Here is a 19125-nt window from a genome sequence, read left to right as displayed (position 1 = left end):
AAGAACCTCAGGCCTTACCGGTAATCTTCCGGTACTTCTCCATCAGTTCCTCTTCAGTCTCCGGACGCGCCTCATCCAGCGGAATGCAATCCACCGGGCACACCTGTTGGCACTGAGGTTCGTCATAGTGGCCGACACACTGGGTGCACAGGTTCGGATCGATCACGTAGATCTCCTCACCTTGGGAAATGGCAGCGTTCGGGCACTCGGGTTCGCAGACGTCGCAATTGATGCAATCGTCGGTGATGATCAGGGACATGGAAACTCCTGCCAGGGCTGTCAGCCAGGGCATCTGAAAACTAATGCGCGCAATTGTGCCGCATTGGCGCCCGCAGTGCGAGCCGGTCTGACTTGTGGCTTTTGATTTTTGTGGTGAGCGGGCTTGCCCCGCGCTGGGCTGCGAATTAGCCCCAATCCAGGCGACCGGGGTTCACCTAAAGCTACGCAGTGCTCTTATTGGGGGCTTCTCAGCCCGGCGCGGGGCAAGCCCGCTCACTACAGGTAAACCGGCAAACCTCGGCTACTTCTTGAAGCGCAGCGTCAGCGCGTCCGCCACGGCAGGGTGCACGAACTTGGTGATATCTCCGCCCAAAGCAGCGATTTCACGGACTAACGTCGAGGAAATGAACGAATAACGTTCCGAAGGCGTGAGGAACAGGCTCTCAACGTCCGGCGCCAGTTGGCGGTTCATGTTGGCCAGTTGGAATTCGTATTCGAAGTCCGATACCGCACGTAGGCCGCGCAGGAACACATTGGCGTTCTGCTCTTTGGCAAAGTGCGCCAGCAGCGTCGAAAAGCCCACGACTTCGACGTTAGGCAGGTGCTTGGTGACCTCACGCGCCAGCTCCACGCGCTGTTCCAGGGGAAACAGCGGGTTTTTCTTGGGGCTGGCCGCGACCGCGATGATCACATGGTCGAACAAGCGAGAGGCGCGTTCGACCAGATCGCCATGGCCTTTGGTAATCGGGTCGAAGGTTCCTGGGTACAACACTCGGTTCATCGCGTCGTCCTGGCGGAGTCCGTTGGGGAACCGGATGGTATCGCAGCCATCCCGGTCGGCCAAGTCGACTTATGTAGATACATGCCGCTGATCGAGCGTTTTTTCATGCTGTTTTCAGACGTTCGGCCAATGCTGTGGCCAGTTGGGCGGTCAATCCGTACACCGACAATTGGGGGTTGGCCCCAATGCTGGTGGGGAATAACGAGCCATCGTGGATCGACAGATTACGTAATTGGTGATGGCGACCCAGGCTGTCGGCCACGGCGTTTTTCGGGTCTTCACCCATCGCGCAACCGCCCATCACATGGGCGCTGCCCAGGGTCGTGCGATGCAGTTCCAGGTTCAAACCGTCAATCAGTTCGCGGGCTTGCGCCAAGGTCTTTACGTAGCGCGCATCGTGATGCAGCGGCTTGACCGACTTGGCCCCCGCTGCAAACTGAATTTCGGCCATGCTGTGAAAGGCCCGGCGCAGGCCGTCCCAGGCGTAGGGTGAAACCTGATAATCGAGAACGGGAGTGCCGTCGCCCCGCAAATCTACCGTTCCACCAGGGCTGTCGGGGTGAAAACCGTCGCGCAAAAGGGCGAGCATGGCGTGAGTATTCGGCAATTGGCTCATGTCCAGCGCATTCCCGGTGCCGTAACCGCCGAACAGCGTGCTGGCCAATCCTGGGTGTAAGGGCGGCGCTTCCAGCTTGTAGGACATTTTGCCGGTCGTGCCGTCCTGCCATTGGAAGTGATCGGAGTAGATCGACTGCGGTGCACCGTAGAACGGGTTGATCACCTCGTCGAACAACCCGGCGGAGAAATTCACAAGGTGCAAAAAGGTGCGCTTGCCCAAGCGCGAGTGCGGGTCGGGTGCGTCCGAGCGCATCAGCAACGCCGGGCTGTTGATACCGCCGCCCGACAGGACGTAGTGTTTTGCCTTGACTGTGATCTTGCGCCCGGTCGGCGATACGCAGCGCTCATCCATGGCCACGCATTCCAGGCTGCTGATCGTGTCGCCGCTGTATTTGAGGTGTTCGGCGCGGGCCAGGTAGAGCAACTCGCCGCCTTTCTCCAGGGTGGACGGTATGGTGGTCACCAGCATCGATTGCTTGGCATTGACCGGGCAACCCATGCCGCAATAGCCCAGGTTGAAACAGCCACGCACATTGCGCGGGATCACATGCCAGCTGTAGCCAAGTTTTTCGCAGCCTTTGCGGATCACGTCATTGTTGGCGTTCGGCGGCATGGCCCAAGGCGCGATGCCCAGGCGTTGTTCCATTTTTTCGAACCACGGCGCCATCTCGGCGCTGCTGTGGCCTTTGACCGCGTATTCACTGGCCCAGTGAGAGAGGGTGGCGTCCGGTGTGCGGAAGCTGGAGGTCCAGTTGATCAACGTGGTGCCGCCCACTGCCCGACCCTGCAGGATAGTAATCGCGCCGTCCTTGCTCATGCGGCCGATGCCTTCCTGATACAGGCTGGTGTAGGCCTCGTCCTCCAGCAACTTGAAGTCGCTGCTGGTCTTGAGTGGGCCTTCCTCGATCAGCAGCACTTTATAGCCGGCGGCGGTGAGGATCTCGGCCGTGGTGCCGCCACCGGCGCCGCTGCCGATGATGGCGACGTCGGCTTCCAGCGTCAGGTCATTGTCGAGGGCGGCGCCGTTGTGGGTTTTCCAGCCACGGGCCAGGCCTTCGCGGAACAGATCGGGTACGGGCATCAGGATCGTCTCTTGTTTTTATTGTTGAGGGGATGCGGATCAGATCTTCGGCGGGCCGGGATAGCCGCAATGGGCCCAGGATGCGGGCTGGAAGTACCAGGCCATGATCACCAGCTTTAGCAATGAGCCCTGGCCCATGCGCAGCAGGTTCAGGTAGCTGTTTTCCCAGCGGTGCAGGAAGTTGTGGATCTGCTCTGTGCTGGCGTTCTCCCAACTGCCCCAGATACCGGTCAACGGACCTCGGGTGATGGCCATGCCCAATACGTCGAACAGCTGCTGGGTGAGCTTGAACATCTCGGGCGACAGGCGCTGCAGGCTGAAATCGAGTTTTTTCAGAGTGTCTTCAACGCCGTTGGCAACTTCCTGGGCGCTGGCTACACCTTCCAGCAATACCGGAATAACCGCGCGTAAAAACGGCAGATCGCTGCTGCGCAACAGGGCAAAGCCGCTGGCCGGTGTGCTGCTGGAACAGCCGCTGAGGCTGGCGCCAAGCCCAGCGGTGGCGAGGAAAGCGCTGGCGCACAGGCCGATTTTCAAGACGCCGCGCCGCGACAGCGCGGGTGAATCAGTGAGGCTAGGGTTCATTGTTATTGTTATCCCGTGGGTGGCGGTGTCAGCGAACGAACAGCTTCTGGATCAACTTCTGAATAGCCTTGCCATAAGGCGGGTAGATCAACTTAGCGGCGTTCAGGCGCTGCTTCACCAGCACACCCTTAGCCTTGCTGAAGGTCAGGAAACCTTCATGCCCGTGGTAATGGCCCATGCCCGAAGGGCCGATGCCGCCAAATGGCATGTCGTCCTGGGCCACGTGCAGCAGGGTGTCGTTCAGGCACACGCCGCCGGAATGGGTCTCGTGCAGCACTCTGTTCTGTTCGCCCTTGTCGTAGCCGAAGTAATACAGAGCAAGCGGGCGAGGGCGTTGGTTGATGTAGGCAAACGCCTGGTCGATACCGCGATACGGCACGATCGGCAGCACTGGGCCGAAGATCTCGTCCTGCATCACAGTCATGTCGTCGCTGACATCCAGCAGCAGGCTGTGGGCCATGCGGCGCGCCTGGCCTTGCTCGTACAGCGGAATCAGCGTCGCGCCTTTATCGGTGGCGTCCTTGACGTAGCTATTGAGCCGAGCCAATTGCCGTTCATTGATGATTGCGGTGTAGTCCGGGTTGTCTGCCAGGGTCGGATAAAATCCGCGAACGGCTTTGCTGTAAGCCTCGACGAAGCCCTCGACACGGTCTTCTGGCACCAGCACGTAATCCGGCGCCACACAGGTTTGCCCGGCATTCAAGGCTTTGCCGAAGGCGATGCGTTCGGCGGCGTCCTTGAGCGGTACATCGGCGGAAACGATGGCTGGCGACTTGCCGCCCAGCTCCAGGGTGACCGGCGTGAGGTGCTCGGCCGCTGCGCGCATCACGTGTTTGCCGATACTGGTGGCGCCGGTGAACAGCAGGTGGTCGAAGCGCAGCTTGGAAAACGCCATGCCCACGTCGGCTTCCCCCAACACCACGCACACAAGATCCTCGGGGAAGATTTTCGCCAACAGGGTTTTGAGTAGTTCGCCGGTTGCGGGAGTGGACTCGCTGAGCTTGAGCATCACCCGGTTACCTGCCGCCAACGCGCCGACCAACGGTCCGATGGCCAGGTACAGCGGGTAGTTCCACGGCACGATCACCCCGACCACGCCCAGCGGTTGGTAAATGACCTTGGCTGAGGCCGGTTGAAAGGCAATGCCTACAGCACGGCGGGAAGGTTTCATCCACCCTTTGAGGTGTTTGCTGGCGTAGTGAATGCCATGCAGGCTTGGCATCAATTCGGCGAAAAGCGTCTCGTCGGCGCTGCGGTGGCTGAAGTCCTGGCTGATTGCGTTGATCAGCGCCTGACGCTCGTCGCTGAGCAGGTCGCGCAGGGCCTTGAGCCATTGCTGGCGTTGTGCTGCCGGCGGCATGGGGTTGGCGGCGTAGGCGCGACGTTGAGCGTCGAACAGGCCCTGGAGCTGATCCAGCACCTGGGAATCTTGCAGGTAGGCAACGTTGGCAGACATGGCGCAGCACCGATTGTTATTGGTCTGCCTGGATTTTTAGAGTCATTGCTCTAAATTGTCAAATAACATTGCGGCAACATGCAGATTTATCCTGGCAAGGATAGGTCGTAAGATGCGCCATCACGTGTATAGAAGCTGATTCCCCTATGGCACCACGAGTAAAGACCAGCGAGCGCATTGTGCAAACCAGCCTGGAGCTTTTTAACCAGCAGGGTGAGCGCAGTATCAGCACCAACCATATCGCCGCCCATATGGAAATTTCGCCGGGCAACCTGTACTACCACTTCCCCAACAAGCAGGCGATCATCGCCGTGCTGTTCCGTGAGTACGAAGCGCTGGTAGACAGTTTTCTGCGTCCGCCACAGGGGCGCGCCGCGACGGTTCAAGACAAACGTTTCTACCTGCAGGCCCTATTGGCAGGGATGTGGCGCTATCGCTTCCTGCATCGCGACCTTGAACATCTGCTGGAGAGCGATCCCGAGCTCGCCACCGGTTATCGGCGCTTTTCCCAGCGTTGCCTGACCCAAGGCAATGCGATCTACCGGGGGTTCGTCGACGCTGGCATCCTCAATATGGACCCTGTTCAAACCGAAGCTCTGACCCTCAACGCCTGGATCATCCTCACGTCGTGGGTGCGTTTTCTGTGCACCACCAATGAAAATTCTGCCCATTTGAGCGCCGAAGCCATCAAGCGCGGGGTGTATCAGGTGCTGGTGCTGGAGGCCGGTTTTGTCACGCCTCAGGCGAAAGAGGACGTGGATGCGCTGTTCAAAGAGTTTTACGTGCCGCTGAACCAGGCACTGGAAGAAGTGAAGTAGGCCTTTCCCACTGCATTCGTAGGAGTTCGTCATGCCGCTTGCCCAACTGATCAGTCCCCAGCAATTGGCCGAGCGCCAGAAGTCGACCGGGCTGGTGATCCTGGACTGTCGTTTTGCCCTGGAAGACCCGGATTACGGACTTTGCAGCTACGCCGAAGGGCATATCGACGGCGCGCAATATGCCGACCTGGAACGCCATCTCAGCGGCCCGGTAATCAAGGGTGTGACCGGCCGCCACCCATTGCCGGCGGCGGACACTTTTGCCGAGCAATTGCGGGCCTGGGGCATCCATGCCACTACCGACGTGGTGCTCTATGACGACGGCCCCGGCGCATTTGCCGCCCGCGCCTGGTGGCTGCTGGCCTGGCTGGGCAAGCGCGATGGCGTGTTTATCCTGGATGGCGGCCTCAAGGCCTGGCATGTAGCTGGTTTCCCGTTGAGCCTGGACGCGCCGGTGACAGAGCCTGGCACCTTCGCGGGTACGCCGGACAATCATCTGTTGCTGGACGCCGAACACCTGCAAAAACGCTTGGGCCAACCCGGCCTGACCTTGATCGATGCCCGTGCCCAAGCGCGTTTTCGCGGTGACGTTGAACCTATTGATCCGATTGCCGGGCATATCCCCGGTGCGCAATGTGCGGCGTTCAACGAAAACCTGGGCAGCGATGGACGTTTCCTGCCGGCCGACCAACTCAGGCAACGCTTCGCCGCGCAGTTGCAAGGCCGCTCGCCGGAAGATCTGGTGGCGTACTGCGGCTCGGGTGTGACGGCCTGCCACAACCTGTTCGCCCTGAGTCTGGCGGGTTATCCGTTGGGCAAGTTGTATGCGGGGTCGTGGAGCGAGTGGATTACCGATCCTGCGCGGGCAATTGCGACTGGCGACTGATTTACCGGTCGTGTAAACCCAATCCAAATGTGGGAGGGGGCTTGCCCCCGATTACGGAGTATCAGTCGACACATTATTGACTGTTCCACCGCAATCGGGGGCGAGCCCCCTCCCACATGTTTAACCGTGTTTTGACAGTAACCATTGGGGAATGCGCCGCTCCAAGTAGTAGCTGGGGCGTTTCAGTGAGCCATCGACGAAGCCCACGTGCCCACCTTTGGCCGTCAGCTCAAACTCGGTGCACGCCGACAGCTCGCTGGCCTCGGGCAAGCTGTGGGCGAATACGAACGGGTCGTCGGCAGCCTGGATAATCAACGTCGGCGTGCGTATAGCACCCAGGTAGTAGCGACTCGACGCGCGGCGGTAATAGTCCTCGGCACTCAAGAACCCGTGCAGCGGCGCGGTGACCCGGCCATCGAAGTCCCAGAAGGTACGCATCTTCTCCAGTGAGCCGAGCGCATCCAGGGTTTTCAGCCCGTCCTCCCGACCATCCTGCAAAAACTGACGCTGCTTGACGCGGATATACGCGAGCATCTCGCGCATGAAGTGCTTCTGGTAAACGCGCGAGAAGCCTATCCCGATGCGGTCCGCACACTGGTCCAGGCGAAACGGCACCGACACCGCCGCCGCCCCTTGCAACCCGGATGCCTCGCCGGTTTCCCCCAGGTGCTTAAGCAGCACATTGCCACCCAGCGAATAACCCACCGCATACAGCGGCGCCAGCGGGCGCTTGGCGCGTAGATGCGCAATGGCGGCGGCCAGGTCTTCGCTGGCGCCCGAGTGATAGCTGCGGGCCAACAGGTTGGGCTCGCCCGAGCAACCACGCCAGTTCAAGGCCGCACTGGCCCAGCCTTGCGCTGCGAGGACTTTTTGCAGGCCGGCTACATAGGGGGAATTGGACGAGCCGGTCAGCCCATGCAGCACCAGCACCAACGGCGCCTGCGCGTCATGCGGGCCATGCCAGTCGAGGTCGAGAAAGTCGCCGTCTTCCAGCCACAGGCGTTCGCGTTGGCGTTCGATATGGGTGGTAGGGCGCCACAGCGGCCCCCACAGGGTTTGCAGGTGAGGGTTGCCGAGGCCGAAGGCGGGGGTGAATTTTTCAGAGGAAGGGGTCATGCAGATCTCTGTGGCAAGCGCGTTTGCTGTGGTGAGCAGGCTTCTGTGGTGAGCGGGCTTGCCCCGCGCGGGGCTGCGGAGCGGCCCCAGACCAAGCGACCGAGTTCTAGCTGATGGTGCGCGGTGTTTTTATTGGGGCCGCTCCGCAGCCCAGCGCGGCGCAAGCCCGTTCACCACAAAAGCTGGATTGCTCTCAGTTCTCGACCAACCGATGCCACAACGCGTAATACACCCGCCCGGATTTCTGCTCCCGGTGCAGTCGCCACGCGCCCGGCAGTCCCAAGGAAGATGGCGCAGTCTCGCTTTCAGTGTAGATCCAAGCGTCGGGCGCCAGCCATTGGCGTTCTTCCAGCAGCGTGCACACGGTCGGCAAGAGGTTCTGGTTAAACGGCGGGTCGAGGAACACTACGTCGTACTCGCTGGCCGCCTGGGTTTCCAGGTAGCGCAGAGCATCGGCAGTTTGTACCTGGCCATTGGTGCAACGCAGGGTGCCCAGGTGTTCCTTGAGGCTGGAGACCGCCACATTGCTGGCATCCAGCGCCTGTGCCTGAGACGCGCCACGGGACAACGCCTCCAGGAACAGTGCGCCACTGCCGGCGAACGGGTCCAAGACCTTAGCGCCCGCGATATACGGCGCGAGCCAGTTGAACAGGGTTTCACGCACGCGATCCGGCGTTGGGCGCAGGCCCACGACATCGGGGAAGCTCAGCTTGCGGCTGCCCCATTCACCGCCAATGATGCGCAGTTGGCCCACACCGTTGTGTACGTTGTGGACAGGTTTTTTCGGGCGAGATGAACTGGCCATTAATGCTCCGGAACCCCGAGCGGCTGCTCGGCGGGTTTATCAGTGGGGGGCGGTAGTGGCTTTTGCGCAATCGTCGGGCCGGCGGTCACGATGACCATCTTATCGGCGCTCAAGTGTTTATTCATTGCAGCCTTGACCTGCTCTACGGTCAGGGCCTGGGATTGTTTCATGAAATCTTCCAGATAGCTCAGCGGCAGGTTATAGAAACCCATGGCGCCCAGCTGACCGACGATATCGGCGTTGCTGGCGGTAGACAGCGGGAAGCTGCCGGCCAGCTCGCGCTTGGCGTCATCCAGCTCTTTTTGCGTCGGACCGTTCTTGAGGTAATCGGCCACGACGTCTTCGACCAGGCGCAGGGTGCCGCCGCTCATTTCGGCGCGTGTCTGCAGGTTGATCATGAACGGACCGCGTACCTGCATCGGTGAAAAACCGGAGTAAACACCGTAGGTCAGGCCACGCTTTTCACGTACTTCGCTCATCAAACGGGTGCCGAAACCACCGCCGCCGAGGATCTGGTTACCCAGGGACAAGGCCGCGTAGTCCGGGTCGGCGCGGTCGATGCCGAGTTGGGCGAACAGCAAGTGCGTCTGCTTGGATGGGAACTCGATATGGCTCAGGCCGGCCTTTGGTTCAGTCGGCTGGGCAATCTTCGCCAGGGCCGGGCCTTTAGGCAGCGATGCGGACACCTTTGCGGTCATGGCTTCAGCTTCGGCGCGGGTCAGGTCGCCTACCACCGCAATCACCGCATTACCGGCGGCGTACGCCTTGGCGTGGAACGCCTGCAACTGCGCCTGGCTAATTTTCGGCACGCTTTCAGGTGTGCCTTCGCTCGGGTGCGCATAAGGGTGATCGCCGTACAAGCGCTTGAACAGCTCCAGGCTGGCGAGTTTGCCGGGGTTTTGCTTCTGATATTCGAAGCCGGCGAGGATCTGATTCTTGATGCGGGCCAGGGAGTCGGCCGGAAAGGTCGGCTTGCCGATCACGTCGTCAAACAGCGCCAGGGCGGCGTCGCGTTTATCGCTTGCACTCAGGCTGCGCAGGGATACCAGTGCCATGTCGCGGTAAGCGCCATTGCCGAAGTCGGCGCCCAGGCCTTCAAAACCACTGGCGATCTGGCTGACGTCCTTGCCCGGTATGCCTTCGTTGAGCATGGCGTTGGTCATCAACGCCAGGCCCTGCACATCGCCATCCTGGCTGCTGCCGGCGGCGAACAGGATGCGCATGTCGAACATCGGCAGTTCATGAGCCTCAACAAACAGCACCTTGGCGCCTTCGGCGGTGGTCCAGGTTTGCACGTCGAGCTTGCGGTTGGTGGGTGCCTTGCCGTCCAACTCCGCCAAGGATTGCAGTTTGTTGGCTGACTGGGCTTTTTCAAGCGCCGGGCTCGCGACCGATTCACTTGGGCGCAGGAAATACACGGCGCTCGCCGCGATCAGGGTAACGGCGATCAGGCCAGGCAGGATCAGGCTTTTGCGATCACTCATGAGCAGTCTCCTCAGGCAGAACATGGGCGACGCTCAGACGCTCGCGGGTGAAATAAGTACGCGCGGCCTTCTGGATATCTTCAGGCGTCACGCTTTGCAGGTCGGCGAGTTCACTGTCCATCAGCTTCCAGGACAGGCCGACAGTTTCCAGGGAGCCGATGGCCGTGGCCTGGCTGGTGATGGAGTCACGCTGATAGACCAGGCCGGCGATGACCTGAGCGCGGATGCGTTCCAGTTCTTCGGCGGTTGGCGGCTTGGCTTTGAGTTCTTCGAGCAGTCGCCACAGGCCGGCTTCGGCTTGGGCAACGGTCTTTTTCTTCTGCTGGTTTGGGGTGGCCGACAGCATGAACAGGGTGTCGCCGCGGGTATAAGCGTCGTAATTGGTGGAGGCTGCCGAAACCAGCTCTTCACCGCGTTCCAACTGCTCCGAGATGCGCGCACTGTAGCCGCCATCCAACAGGGCCGAAATCAGGCGCAGGGCTTGCACCGAGCGTTTGTCTTCGGCAGTCGCCAGGCCAGGAACGTTGAAACCGAGCATCACGCTCGGCAATTGGGTCTGCACGTGCATCGTCAGCAGGCGCTCGCCGGGTTCAGCCAGCTCCATCGGGATCTTCGCGGGCGGTACGTCACGCTTGGGGATCGGGCCAAAGTAGCGTTGGGCCAGGTTTTTCACCTCGTCCGGAGTTACGTCGCCGACTACCACCAGGGTGGCGTTGTTCGGCACGTACCAGGATTGGTACCAGTGGCGCAGTTCTTCGACCTTCATGCGGTCCAGATCGGCCATCCAGCCGATGGTCGGCGTGTGGTAGCCGCTGGCTGGGAAGGCCATGGCCTTGAAGCGCTCGTAGGCCTTGGACATCGGGTTGTCGTCGGTGCGCAGGCGACGTTCTTCTTTAATAACCTCGATTTCGCGGCTGAACTCGTCGGCCGGTAGACGCAGGCTTGCCATGCGGTCGGCTTCAAGTTCGAAGGCCACGCCCAGGCGGTCACGGGCCAGGACTTGGTAATAAGCGGTGTAGTCATCGCTGGTGAACGCGTTTTCTTCGGCACCCAGGTCGCGCAGGATCAGCGAGGCTTCGCCGGGGCCGACTTTGGCGCTGCCCTTGAACATCATGTGTTCCAAGGCGTGGGACAAACCAGTCTGGCCCGGGGTTTCGTAGCTCGAACCCACTTTGTACCAAACCTGGGAAACCACCACCGGGGCGCGATGATCTTCGCGCACGACGACCTTGAGGCCGTTGTCCAGGGTGAATTCATGGGTGGGTTGTGGGTCGGCAGCCAAGGCTGTAAGAGGCAGACAAACTGTGCTGAACAGCAGGCCTGCGGCGCGGCGGGCTAGAGCATTCATTCGTTTTTAAACCTGTTGGGCTGCCCGCTTGGTCTTAGCGTCAGCGGGCGAGGAGGTGCTAGGATACTGGTCGAATATACGGACGGCCACTGCGGCAGTCTTGTTGAGGCCCTATTTAGGCCTTACAAAATGTTGCGCATGAACGAGCTGGCTAAAAAACAGTCTGTTACGCATCGAATTTTATTTACCGACGTGCCGCTCTGGCACTTCGCTACCTTGAGATAGCCGTCTCCATGTTTGGTTCCAACGACGACAAGAAGACCCCAGCTGCGGCTGGCGAGAAGAAAGGCCTGTTCGGATGGCTGCGCAAAAAGCCGCAGGAAACCGTTGTCGAACAGCCACAGGTTCAAGCTGAGCCGATCCCCGAACCTATAGTAGAAGCCGAGCCGGTTGCCGAAGTGCCTGCGCCGGTGGTGTTGCCGATGGCTGAGCCGGTGTTGCAGCCAGTGGTTGAGGCCGAGCCTGAGCCTGAGCACAAGCCGTGGCCTGAGTTGCCAGTGGCCGAAGAGCCCGTGGCGTTGGTCGAAGACATACAGGCTGAGCACGTGGCCCCGCCGATTCCTGCGGTGGTTGAGCCGGTCGAGGTGGTGGCCGAAGCGCCACTCGCCGTGGAAGTCCCGGTTCCTGCGCCTGTTGTGGCCGCTGAGCCTGCCCAAGTTATCGAGGTTGTCGAGCCAGAGCCCATCGCCCCACCCGCCGAAACAAGCAAGACCGGCTTCTTCGCTCGTCTCAAGCAAGGCCTGAGCAAGACCAGCGCCAGCATCGGCGAAGGCATGGCCAGCCTGTTCCTGGGCAAGAAGGTCATTGATGACGAACTGCTGGAAGACATTGAAACCCGTCTGCTGACCGCCGACGTGGGCGTCGAAGCCACCGCGGTGATCATCCAGAGCCTGACCCAAAAGGTCGCACGCAAGCAGCTGACCGATGCCGATGCACTCTACAAATCCTTGCAGGCCGAACTGGCGGCGATGCTCAAGCCCGTGGAAGCACCGCTGGTGATCACCCCGAACAAGCCGTTCGTGATCCTGGTAGTGGGCGTCAACGGCGCCGGCAAGACCACCACCATCGGCAAACTGGCCAAGAAACTGCAATCGGAAGGCAAGAAAGTCATGCTCGCTGCCGGCGACACCTTCCGCGCCGCTGCCGTTGAGCAATTGCAGGTCTGGGGTGAGCGCAACAAGATTCCGGTGATCGCCCAGCACACGGGTGCCGATTCCGCCTCGGTGATCTTTGACGCCGTGCAAGCCGCCAAGGCTCGTAACATCGATGTGCTGATCGCGGATACCGCTGGTCGTCTGCACACCAAAGACAACCTGATGGAAGAGCTGAAGAAAGTCCGCCGCGTTATCGGCAAGCTCGACGCTGACGCGCCGCACGAAGTGCTGCTGGTGCTGGACGCTGGTACCGGCCAGAACGCTATCAGCCAGGCCAAACAATTCAACCAGACGGTCCAACTGACCGGCCTCGCGTTGACTAAGCTCGACGGCACGGCCAAAGGCGGTGTGATCTTCGCCTTGGCCAAGCAGTTCGGGTTGCCGATTCGTTATATCGGCGTCGGTGAAGGCATCGACGACCTGCGCACCTTTGAAGCCGAACCCTTTGTACAGGCACTGTTTGCCGAGCGGGAGCGTTCATGATTCGATTCGAACAGGTCGGTAAACGCTATGCCAACGGGCATGTCGGCTTGCATGAGCTGAGCTTTCGAGTGCGTCGCGGCGAGTTCTTGTTTGTCACCGGTCACTCGGGGGCCGGCAAAAGTACGCTGTTGCGCCTGCTGCTGGCCATGGAACGCCCGACTACCGGCAAGTTACTGCTCGCCGGCCAGGACCTGGCCACCATCAGTAATGCGCAGATCCCGTTCCTGCGCCGCCAGATCGGCGTGGTGTTCCAGAACCACCAGTTACTGTTCGATCGCACGGTGTTCAACAACATTGCGCTGCCGCTGCAGATTCTTGGGTTGTCCAAGGCCGAAATCGTCAAGCGTGTGGATTCTGCCCTGGAGCGCGTGGCGCTGTCGGACAAGACCGACCTCTACCCCGGCGACCTCTCGACTGGTCAGCAGCAGCGCGTCGGCATCGCCCGCGCCATCGTCCATCGCCCGGCCTTGCTGCTGGCGGACGAACCTACCGGTAACCTCGACCCGCGTCTGGCGGCCGAGATCATGGGGGTGTTCGAAGACATCAACCGCCTGGGCACCAGCGTATTGATCGCCAGCCACGACCTGGCGTTGATCGCCCGCATGCGCCACCGCATGCTGACCCTGCAGCGCGGTCGCCTGATCGGTGACGGGGAGGCTGGCGTATGAGTGCCACACGTAGCCCTAAGGTTTCCGAGCGCGTTGCGCCAAAACCGGCCGACCCGCAACCGAAAAAGAAAAAACACGACGATGACGACGGCCCGGACTTCAGCACCTTGCTGCGCGCCTGGATCGAAAGCCACCGCGCCAGCCTGCTGGACAGCTTGCGCCGTCTGGGCAAACAGCCGATCGGCAGCTTTTTCACCTGCCTGGTGATGGCTGTGGCCTTGAGCCTGCCGATGGGCTTGTCGCTGCTGCTTAATAATGTGGAGCGTTTGGGCGGTTCCTGGCAGCGTGCGGCGCAGATTTCGCTGTACTTGAACCTGGATGCCAGTACCAAGGAAGGCGAAGCGCTACGGGACGATATCAAGAATATGCCGGGCGTCGCGGACGCCGAGTACGTTAGCCGCGACCAGGCCCTTGAGGAGTTCCAACAGCAGTCCGGCCTGGGCGAGGCGCTTAAAGAGCTGCCGCAGAACCCACTTCCCGGCGTGGTGCTGGTGACCCCGAATGAAGTCGACAAGCCGGCCCTTGAAGCCCTGCGGCAAAAACTCGCAGAGATGCCGAAGGTGCAACAGGCGCAACTTGATCTAGTCTGGGTAGAGCGCCTGGCGGCGATCCTCAAGCTCGGCGACCGTTTTGTGTTCGGCCTGACGGTGCTGTTGGTGTCTGCATTACTTTTGGTGATAGGTAATACCATTCGTCTTCATATTGAAAACCGTCGCATCGAGATAGAAGTGATTAAACTGGTCGGCGGCACGGACAGCTATGTGCGTCGGCCTTTTCTGTACATGGGTGCGCTTTATGGCCTGGGTGCGGGGATTTTGTCCTGGGGCGTGCTGGCGTTCGGCCTGAACTGGCTGAACGACGCAGTCGTTGGGCTTGCCGGCTTGTACGGCAGTGATTTTGCCCTGGCCGGGGTACCGGTGGCCGATGGTCTGTCGCTCTTGCTTGGCGCGGTATTGTTGGGTTATATCGGTGCCTGGATTGCGGTCGCACGGCATTTACGTGAGCTGGCACCGAAGTAGTTAATGTCAGATTAATGTGGTTTCGTTTGTATTGACCGTATCAGTGGTTTAGGGAACTTGTCCTACGGTTCCCGGTCAATTTTCGCAGTGCTGAACTGCACGAGTTATGTGAGTCGGAGGTTTTTTCGTATGACCACTTCTTTGCAACCTGCTTATGCCTTGGTCCCTGGTGCGAACCTGGAAGCCTATGTGCACACGGTCAACAGCATTCCATTGCTGACGCCCGAGCAGGAGCGTGAACTGGCCGAGAGTCTCTACTATGAGCAGGATTTGGGGGCGGCTCGGCAGATGGTGCTCGCCCACCTGCGTTTTGTCGTACATATCGCCCGTAGCTATAGCGGCTACGGGTTGGCCCAGGCTGACTTGATTCAGGAAGGCAACGTCGGCCTGATGAAGGCTGTAAAGCGCTTCAACCCTGAGATGGGCGTGCGCCTGGTGTCGTTTGCCGTGCACTGGATCAAGGCGGAAATCCACGAGTTCATCCTGCGCAACTGGCGCATTGTGAAAGTCGCGACCACCAAGGCCCAGCGCAAGCTGTTCTTCAACCTGCGTAGCCAGAAGAAACGCCTGGCGTGGCTGAACAACGAGGAAGTCCACCGCGTGGCCGAAAGCCTCGGTGTGGAGCCCCGTGAAGTGCGCGAAATGGAAAGTCGCCTGACCGGCCATGACATGGCCTTCGATCCGGCCGCGGAAGCGGACGACGACAGCGCCTTCCAATCGCCGGCCAACTATCTGGAAGACCACCGGTACGACCCGGCGCGTCAACTGGAAGACGCCGACTGGAGCGACAATTCCAACCACAACCTGCACGAAGCGCTGGAAGTGTTGGACGACCGCAGTCGTGACATCCTCTACCAGCGCTGGCTGGCGGAAGAAAAAGCCACGCTGCACGACTTGGCGCAGAAGTACAACGTGTCGGCCGAGCGAATTCGTCAGCTTGAGAAAAGCGCGATGAACAAGCTGAAGTTGTCGATCGCCGCTTAAAAGCGCCGCTTAAAAATGTGGGAGGGGGTTTGCCCCCGATAGCAGAGTGTCAGTCGACATCAAAATGACTGATCCAGCGCTATCGGGAGCAAGCGTCCTCCCACATTTTTTTGTGTTGTATCAGTCGGACCAAGGCGCTTTGCGCGAGTTGTTCAGTTCCACCAGATAACCATCTCCGCCTAGCTGGCTCATCTGCTGGCGAATCCACGCCGCCCGCCGCGCCACATAAGCGGTCGGGTGGCTGGCACTCCATACCCGTGGGTTAGGCAACACCGCCGCTAAATAGCTGGCCTGCTGCCGGGACAAGCCCTTGGCGCTTACGCCGAAGTGATGCCGTGCCGCCGCCTCCGCGCCGAATACGCCTTCATCCCATTCCACGCTATTGAGGTACACCTCAAGAATCCGTTGCTTGGGCCACAGCACCTCGATCAACCCGGTAAACCAGGCCTCCAGCCCTTTGCGCAAATAACTGCGGCCAGCCCACAGGAACAGATTCTTCGACACCTGCTGACTCAACGTACTGGCGCCGCGAATCGAACCGCCGCGCTCGTTGTGCAGGATCGCCGCCTGGATCGCGCCGAAATCAAAGCCCCAATGCTGCGGGAAGCGCTGGTCTTCACCGGCCATCACCGCCACTTTGAGCTCATCGGAGATCTCGTCCCACGGCACCCAGGTGCGCTGCAGGTCAATGGGTTCGCCGTCGAACCAGGATTCGACCTTGCGCTCCACCATTAGGGCAGTGAAGGGCGGCGGGACGACACGAAACAGCAGCACCAGCAAAACACTGCCGATGGCAAACCATTTCACGACGTTGAGAAAGCGTTTGAATAGGAGACGCAGCATAGAGATGGCTTGGCCGAACCCGTTGAGCGGGCCATTATACAGACCCTGCCCGATGAGTCTGACTGGAGTTCCCTATGCTGCGTAGCTTTCTGATGCTGGCCGCGTTTTTCGGCTTCACCGGTGTGGCCTTGGGTGCGTTTGCCGCCCACGGCCTGAAAAACCGTCTGAGCGCCGAGTACCTGGCGATCTTCCATACCGGAGTGACCTACCAACTGGTGCACACACTGGCGCTGTTCGGCGTGGCGTTGCTGGCCGCCCATCTTCCCGGCCGCCTGGTGACTTGGGCCGGTATCTCGTTTGTCATCGGTATCCTGCTGTTTTCCGGCAGCCTCTACGCGCTGACCATGACCGGTATCAGCAAGCTCGGCATCATCACGCCGTTCGGTGGCCTGGCGTTCTTGCTCGGCTGGTTCTTCCTCGGTTTGTTTGCCTGGCGCTTGCAGGTCGTCTGACCAAGGGACTTGGGCCGGCAACGCCAATCAAGCTAGAATGCTGGCCCCTAAAAACGATGGCGGCCCGCGGCATGCGCATTCTGTTGAACGGCGAATCCTTTGAACTGCCCGACGGTGAAACCGTTTCGGCCCTGCTGACCCGTCTGGACCTGACCGGGCGTCGCGTCGCAGTGGAGCTCAACCTGGATATCGTTCCGCGTAGCCTCCACGCCGAGACTGCGCTCACCGAAGGTGATCAGGTTGAAGTGGTCCACGCCATCGGCGGCGGCTAGTCGCCTGCCCGAATTCTGCAGAACCTCACCCCATTTCGAGGATTTCCCATGAGCATCGTTCGTAGCGACAAGCCCTTCGTCCTGGCCGGTCGTACCTACCAGTCCCGCTTGCTGGTCGGCACCGGCAAGTACCGCGACATGGAAGAAACCCGCCTGGCCATCGAAGCCTCGGGCGCTGAAATCGTGACCTTCGCCGTACGCCGCACCAACCTCGGTCAGATCGAGGGCGAGCCGAACCTGCTCGAAGTGCTGTCGCCGGATCGCTACACCTTCCTACCGAACACCGCCGGTTGCTATGACGCCATTGAAGCCGTGCGCACCTGCCGCCTGGCCCGTGAGCTGCTTGATGGTCACAACCTGGTGAAGCTGGAAGTGCTGGCCGATCAGAAAACCCTGTTCCCCAACGTGATCGAAACCCTCAAGGCCGCTGAAACCCTGGTCAAGGAAGGCTTCGACGTGATGGTCTACACCAGTGATGACCCGATCATCGCCCGTCAATTGGCGGAAATCGGCTGCATCGCCGTGATGCCGCTGGCCGGTCTGATCGGTTCCGGCCTGGGTATCTGCAATCCGTACAACCTGCAGATCATCCTCGAAGAAGCCAAGATCCCCGTACTGGTGGATGCGGGCGTAGGCACTGCCTCCGACGCGACCATCGCCATGGAGCTGGGTTGCGACGCTGTGCTGATGAACTCCGCCATCGCCCATGCTCAGCAACCGATCATGATGGCCGAAGCCATGAAACACGCCATCGTCGCAGGCCGCCTGGCTTACCTCGCCGGGCGCATGCCGAAAAAACTCTACGCCAGCGCCTCTTCGCCGCTGGATGGTCTGATCAAGTAAGAGCCATTGATGACTGAATCAAACGAAACGCCGAACACCGTGGAAGAAGCAGGCGACGAGTCCAAGCATCGCCGCATCAAGAGCTTTGTGATGCGCGCCGGTCGTATGACCGAAGGGCAGCAAAAAGGTCTGGAGCAGGGCACGCCACTGTTCGTATTGCCCTTGGCCGATGCGCCCGTGGACTACGACCAAGTGTTTGGCCGTTCGGCCCCGCGCTCACTGGAAATCGGCTTCGGCATGGGCCACTCCCTGCTGGAAATGGCCGCTGCGGCGCCGGACCAGGACTTCATTGGCGTGGAAGTACACCGCCCAGGTGTCGGCGCACTGCTTAACGGCGTCCTGACTCAAGGCCTGACTAACCTGCGGGTCTACGACTGCGACGCGATTGAAGTGCTTAACCGTTGCATCGCCGACAACAGCCTCGACCGCCTGATGCTGTTCTTCCCGGACCCATGGCATAAATCCCGCCACCACAAACGCCGCATCGTCCAGGCTTCCTTCGCGGAACTGGTGCGCAGCAAGCTCAAGGTTGGCGGCATCCTGCACATGGCCACCGACTGGGAGCCGTATGCCGAATACATGCTGGAAGTGATGGACGTTGCCCCTGGCTACCGCAACCTGGCCGAAGATGGCAAATGCGTGCCGCGCCCGGCTGAGCGTCCGATCACCAAGTTCGAACGCCGTGGCGAGCGGCTGGGGCATGGGGTGTGGGATTTGAAGTTCGAGAAGCTGGCGTAACTCGCCACTGACTTGAAATGCAATTCAATGTGGGAGGGGGCTTGCCCCCGATAGCGGAGTGTCAGTCGACATCAAAGTGACTGATCCACCGCTATCGGGGGCAAGCCCCCTCCCACAGTTGTTTTGTATTGGATTTGAGGTCAGCGGCGATCGGCGACGACGCCAATCAACACCAGCACCACCACCAACACCGGCGCCAGGCTGTAGTTATTGAACTGGCTCAAGCCCCGCACAATCCACGGTGTGGCGTAGATCAATGCAGCGCCGCTGCCGACCATGCACACCAATGCCATCAGCGGGACCCGCAAGGCGCCGGCGATGCTGCCCAGGCGTGCTTCGACCCAGCCCTTGATATCTGCGCCGAACAGCACCAGCAAACAGCCCACGAGCGCTAGGGAGATTTCCGACAGGTTGCTGCGGCTCCAGCGGGATACGGTGGCGAGCAGGTCGAGTACCAAATCCATTCGAATTC

Annotated in this window: 21 protein-coding genes; 10 read left to right on the top strand and 11 right to left on the bottom strand. The window is 60.4% G+C overall.

The features are described 5' to 3' along the window. Positions 1–7: 7 nt before the first annotated feature. The 5 genes from LRO94_RS27070 to LRO94_RS27050 all read right to left on the bottom strand — a co-directional run bounded on the left by LRO94_RS27070 (position 8) and on the right by LRO94_RS27050 (position 4740). Entirely contained in the window at positions 8–259 is a 252-nt protein-coding gene (locus tag LRO94_RS27070) for a YfhL family 4Fe-4S dicluster ferredoxin (RefSeq protein WP_032884168.1), read from the bottom strand. A gap of 261 nt (positions 260–520) precedes the next feature. Beyond that, complete coding sequence (coaD, locus tag LRO94_RS27065) at positions 521–1000, bottom strand: pantetheine-phosphate adenylyltransferase (protein ID WP_003176711.1); 480 nt, start codon at positions 998–1000, stop codon at positions 521–523. 103 nt (positions 1001–1103) lie between these two features. Then, the gene (locus LRO94_RS27060; protein ID WP_179179777.1) at positions 1104–2699 is read right to left on the bottom strand and encodes a GMC family oxidoreductase; all 1596 of its coding nucleotides are present in this window, start codon (positions 2697–2699) and stop codon (positions 1104–1106) included. A 39-nt stretch (positions 2700–2738) separates the two neighbouring features. Further along, positions 2739–3284 carry a twin-arginine translocation pathway signal protein gene (locus tag LRO94_RS27055; protein WP_095185140.1) on the bottom strand — a complete coding sequence of 182 codons (546 nt, stop codon included), beginning with the start codon at positions 3282–3284 and terminating at the stop codon, positions 2739–2741. A 28-nt stretch (positions 3285–3312) separates the two neighbouring features. Then, positions 3313–4740 carry a coniferyl aldehyde dehydrogenase gene (locus tag LRO94_RS27050; protein ID WP_032884164.1) on the bottom strand — a complete coding sequence of 476 codons (1428 nt, stop codon included), beginning with the start codon at positions 4738–4740 and terminating at the stop codon, positions 3313–3315. A gap of 146 nt (positions 4741–4886) precedes the next feature. Here LRO94_RS27050 and LRO94_RS27045 point away from each other — a divergent pair, with 146 nt between their 5' ends. Both LRO94_RS27045 and LRO94_RS27040 read left to right on the top strand, forming a co-directional pair. Next, on the top strand, positions 4887–5558 hold the full coding sequence (locus tag LRO94_RS27045; protein ID WP_095185138.1) for a TetR/AcrR family transcriptional regulator: 672 nt from the start codon (positions 4887–4889) through the stop codon (positions 5556–5558). 31 nt (positions 5559–5589) lie between these two features. Further along, positions 5590–6444, top strand: a complete 855-nt coding sequence (locus LRO94_RS27040) for a sulfurtransferase (RefSeq protein WP_095185137.1) — start codon at positions 5590–5592, stop codon at positions 6442–6444. Positions 6445–6564: 120 nt separating this feature from the next. Here LRO94_RS27040 and LRO94_RS27035 read toward each other — a convergent pair whose 3' ends face one another. From LRO94_RS27035 to LRO94_RS27020, 4 genes are all read right to left on the bottom strand, one after another. After that, positions 6565–7560 (bottom strand): hydrolase, encoded by a 996-nt coding sequence (locus tag LRO94_RS27035; RefSeq protein WP_099601699.1) that lies wholly within the window; start codon positions 7558–7560, stop codon positions 6565–6567. 193 nt (positions 7561–7753) lie between these two features. Beyond that, the gene (gene rsmD, locus LRO94_RS27030) at positions 7754–8365 is read right to left on the bottom strand and encodes a 16S rRNA (guanine(966)-N(2))-methyltransferase RsmD (RefSeq protein ID WP_032884156.1); all 612 of its coding nucleotides are present in this window, start codon (positions 8363–8365) and stop codon (positions 7754–7756) included. Beyond that, entirely contained in the window at positions 8365–9849 is a 1485-nt protein-coding gene (locus LRO94_RS27025) for a M16 family metallopeptidase (RefSeq protein WP_032884154.1), read from the bottom strand. Before LRO94_RS27025 ends, rsmD begins: the two co-directional genes overlap by 1 nt. Continuing rightward, positions 9842–11197 (bottom strand): M16 family metallopeptidase, encoded by a 1356-nt coding sequence (locus tag LRO94_RS27020; protein ID WP_032884151.1) that lies wholly within the window; start codon positions 11195–11197, stop codon positions 9842–9844. The genes LRO94_RS27025 and LRO94_RS27020 overlap by 8 nt, the downstream gene beginning before the upstream one ends. Before the next feature lie 233 nt (positions 11198–11430). Between LRO94_RS27020 and ftsY the strand changes: the two genes are divergently transcribed. From ftsY to rpoH, 4 genes are all read left to right on the top strand, one after another. Continuing rightward, entirely contained in the window at positions 11431–12834 is a 1404-nt protein-coding gene (ftsY, locus tag LRO94_RS27015) for a signal recognition particle-docking protein FtsY (protein WP_032884150.1), read from the top strand. Further along, positions 12831–13502 carry a cell division ATP-binding protein FtsE gene (gene ftsE, locus LRO94_RS27010; RefSeq protein ID WP_003213784.1) on the top strand — a complete coding sequence of 224 codons (672 nt, stop codon included), beginning with the start codon at positions 12831–12833 and terminating at the stop codon, positions 13500–13502. Before ftsY ends, ftsE begins: the two co-directional genes overlap by 4 nt. After that, positions 13499–14521: a permease-like cell division protein FtsX gene (ftsX, locus tag LRO94_RS27005; protein WP_032884149.1), complete on the top strand. Its 1023-nt coding sequence runs from the start codon at positions 13499–13501 to the stop codon at positions 14519–14521. The genes ftsE and ftsX overlap by 4 nt, the downstream gene beginning before the upstream one ends. Positions 14522–14650: 129 nt before the next feature. Next, positions 14651–15505: an RNA polymerase sigma factor RpoH gene (gene rpoH / locus LRO94_RS27000; RefSeq protein WP_003176698.1), complete on the top strand. Its 855-nt coding sequence runs from the start codon at positions 14651–14653 to the stop codon at positions 15503–15505. 120 nt (positions 15506–15625) lie between these two features. Here the strand turns inward: rpoH and mtgA are convergent, their stop codons facing one another. Further along, complete coding sequence (mtgA, locus tag LRO94_RS26995) at positions 15626–16348, bottom strand: monofunctional biosynthetic peptidoglycan transglycosylase (RefSeq protein WP_032884148.1); 723 nt, start codon at positions 16346–16348, stop codon at positions 15626–15628. A 74-nt stretch (positions 16349–16422) separates the two neighbouring features. Here mtgA and LRO94_RS26990 point away from each other — a divergent pair, with 74 nt between their 5' ends. The 4 genes from LRO94_RS26990 to trmB all read left to right on the top strand — a co-directional run bounded on the left by LRO94_RS26990 (position 16423) and on the right by trmB (position 18653). Next, on the top strand, positions 16423–16800 hold the full coding sequence (locus LRO94_RS26990; protein WP_032884146.1) for a DUF423 domain-containing protein: 378 nt from the start codon (positions 16423–16425) through the stop codon (positions 16798–16800). A gap of 71 nt (positions 16801–16871) precedes the next feature. Continuing rightward, on the top strand, positions 16872–17072 hold the full coding sequence (gene thiS, locus LRO94_RS26985) for a sulfur carrier protein ThiS (RefSeq protein WP_032884144.1): 201 nt from the start codon (positions 16872–16874) through the stop codon (positions 17070–17072). Positions 17073–17120: 48 nt separating this feature from the next. Beyond that, complete coding sequence (locus LRO94_RS26980; protein WP_032884143.1) at positions 17121–17915, top strand: thiazole synthase; 795 nt, start codon at positions 17121–17123, stop codon at positions 17913–17915. A 9-nt stretch (positions 17916–17924) separates the two neighbouring features. Next, a complete protein-coding gene (gene trmB, locus LRO94_RS26975; RefSeq protein ID WP_032884142.1) occupies positions 17925–18653 on the top strand; it encodes a tRNA (guanosine(46)-N7)-methyltransferase TrmB in 729 nt (242 codons plus the stop codon). A gap of 140 nt (positions 18654–18793) precedes the next feature. Here trmB and LRO94_RS26970 read toward each other — a convergent pair whose 3' ends face one another. Then, positions 18794–19117, bottom strand: a complete 324-nt coding sequence (locus tag LRO94_RS26970; RefSeq protein WP_032884141.1) for a DUF3392 domain-containing protein — start codon at positions 19115–19117, stop codon at positions 18794–18796. Positions 19118–19125: the final 8 nt, after the last annotated feature.

This window comes from Pseudomonas sivasensis (assembly GCF_021391435.1).
GTDB classification, from domain to species: domain Bacteria; phylum Pseudomonadota; class Gammaproteobacteria; order Pseudomonadales; family Pseudomonadaceae; genus Aquipseudomonas; species Aquipseudomonas sivasensis.
This window is presented reverse-complemented; position numbering and strand designations above follow the sequence as displayed.

Coding starts and splice junctions, on each gene's coding strand:
- rsmD (WP_032884156.1), bottom strand. CDS start 8,365: ATGGCCAGTTCATCTCGCCCGAAAAAACCTGTCCACAACGTACACAAC.
- ftsX (WP_032884149.1), top strand. CDS start 13,499: ATGAGTGCCACACGTAGCCCTAAGGTTTCCGAGCGCGTTGCGCCAAAA.
- LRO94_RS27020 (WP_032884151.1), bottom strand. CDS start 11,197: ATGAATGCTCTAGCCCGCCGCGCCGCAGGCCTGCTGTTCAGCACAGTT.
- LRO94_RS27025 (WP_032884154.1), bottom strand. CDS start 9,849: ATGAGTGATCGCAAAAGCCTGATCCTGCCTGGCCTGATCGCCGTTACC.
- LRO94_RS27035 (WP_099601699.1), bottom strand. CDS start 7,560: ATGACCCCTTCCTCTGAAAAATTCACCCCCGCCTTCGGCCTCGGCAAC.
- trmB (WP_032884142.1), top strand. CDS start 17,925: ATGACTGAATCAAACGAAACGCCGAACACCGTGGAAGAAGCAGGCGAC.
- LRO94_RS27045 (WP_095185138.1), top strand. CDS start 4,887: ATGGCACCACGAGTAAAGACCAGCGAGCGCATTGTGCAAACCAGCCTG.
- ftsE (WP_003213784.1), top strand. CDS start 12,831: ATGATTCGATTCGAACAGGTCGGTAAACGCTATGCCAACGGGCATGTC.
- LRO94_RS27055 (WP_095185140.1), bottom strand. CDS start 3,284: ATGAACCCTAGCCTCACTGATTCACCCGCGCTGTCGCGGCGCGGCGTC.
- ftsY (WP_032884150.1), top strand. CDS start 11,431: ATGTTTGGTTCCAACGACGACAAGAAGACCCCAGCTGCGGCTGGCGAG.
- LRO94_RS26980 (WP_032884143.1), top strand. CDS start 17,121: ATGAGCATCGTTCGTAGCGACAAGCCCTTCGTCCTGGCCGGTCGTACC.
- rpoH (WP_003176698.1), top strand. CDS start 14,651: ATGACCACTTCTTTGCAACCTGCTTATGCCTTGGTCCCTGGTGCGAAC.
- LRO94_RS27060 (WP_179179777.1), bottom strand. CDS start 2,699: ATGCCCGTACCCGATCTGTTCCGCGAAGGCCTGGCCCGTGGCTGGAAA.
- mtgA (WP_032884148.1), bottom strand. CDS start 16,348: ATGCTGCGTCTCCTATTCAAACGCTTTCTCAACGTCGTGAAATGGTTT.
- LRO94_RS27040 (WP_095185137.1), top strand. CDS start 5,590: ATGCCGCTTGCCCAACTGATCAGTCCCCAGCAATTGGCCGAGCGCCAG.
- LRO94_RS26990 (WP_032884146.1), top strand. CDS start 16,423: ATGCTGCGTAGCTTTCTGATGCTGGCCGCGTTTTTCGGCTTCACCGGT.
- LRO94_RS26970 (WP_032884141.1), bottom strand. CDS start 19,117: ATGGATTTGGTACTCGACCTGCTCGCCACCGTATCCCGCTGGAGCCGC.
- LRO94_RS27050 (WP_032884164.1), bottom strand. CDS start 4,740: ATGTCTGCCAACGTTGCCTACCTGCAAGATTCCCAGGTGCTGGATCAG.
- coaD (WP_003176711.1), bottom strand. CDS start 1,000: ATGAACCGAGTGTTGTACCCAGGAACCTTCGACCCGATTACCAAAGGC.
- LRO94_RS27070 (WP_032884168.1), bottom strand. CDS start 259: ATGTCCCTGATCATCACCGACGATTGCATCAATTGCGACGTCTGCGAA.
- thiS (WP_032884144.1), top strand. CDS start 16,872: ATGCGCATTCTGTTGAACGGCGAATCCTTTGAACTGCCCGACGGTGAA.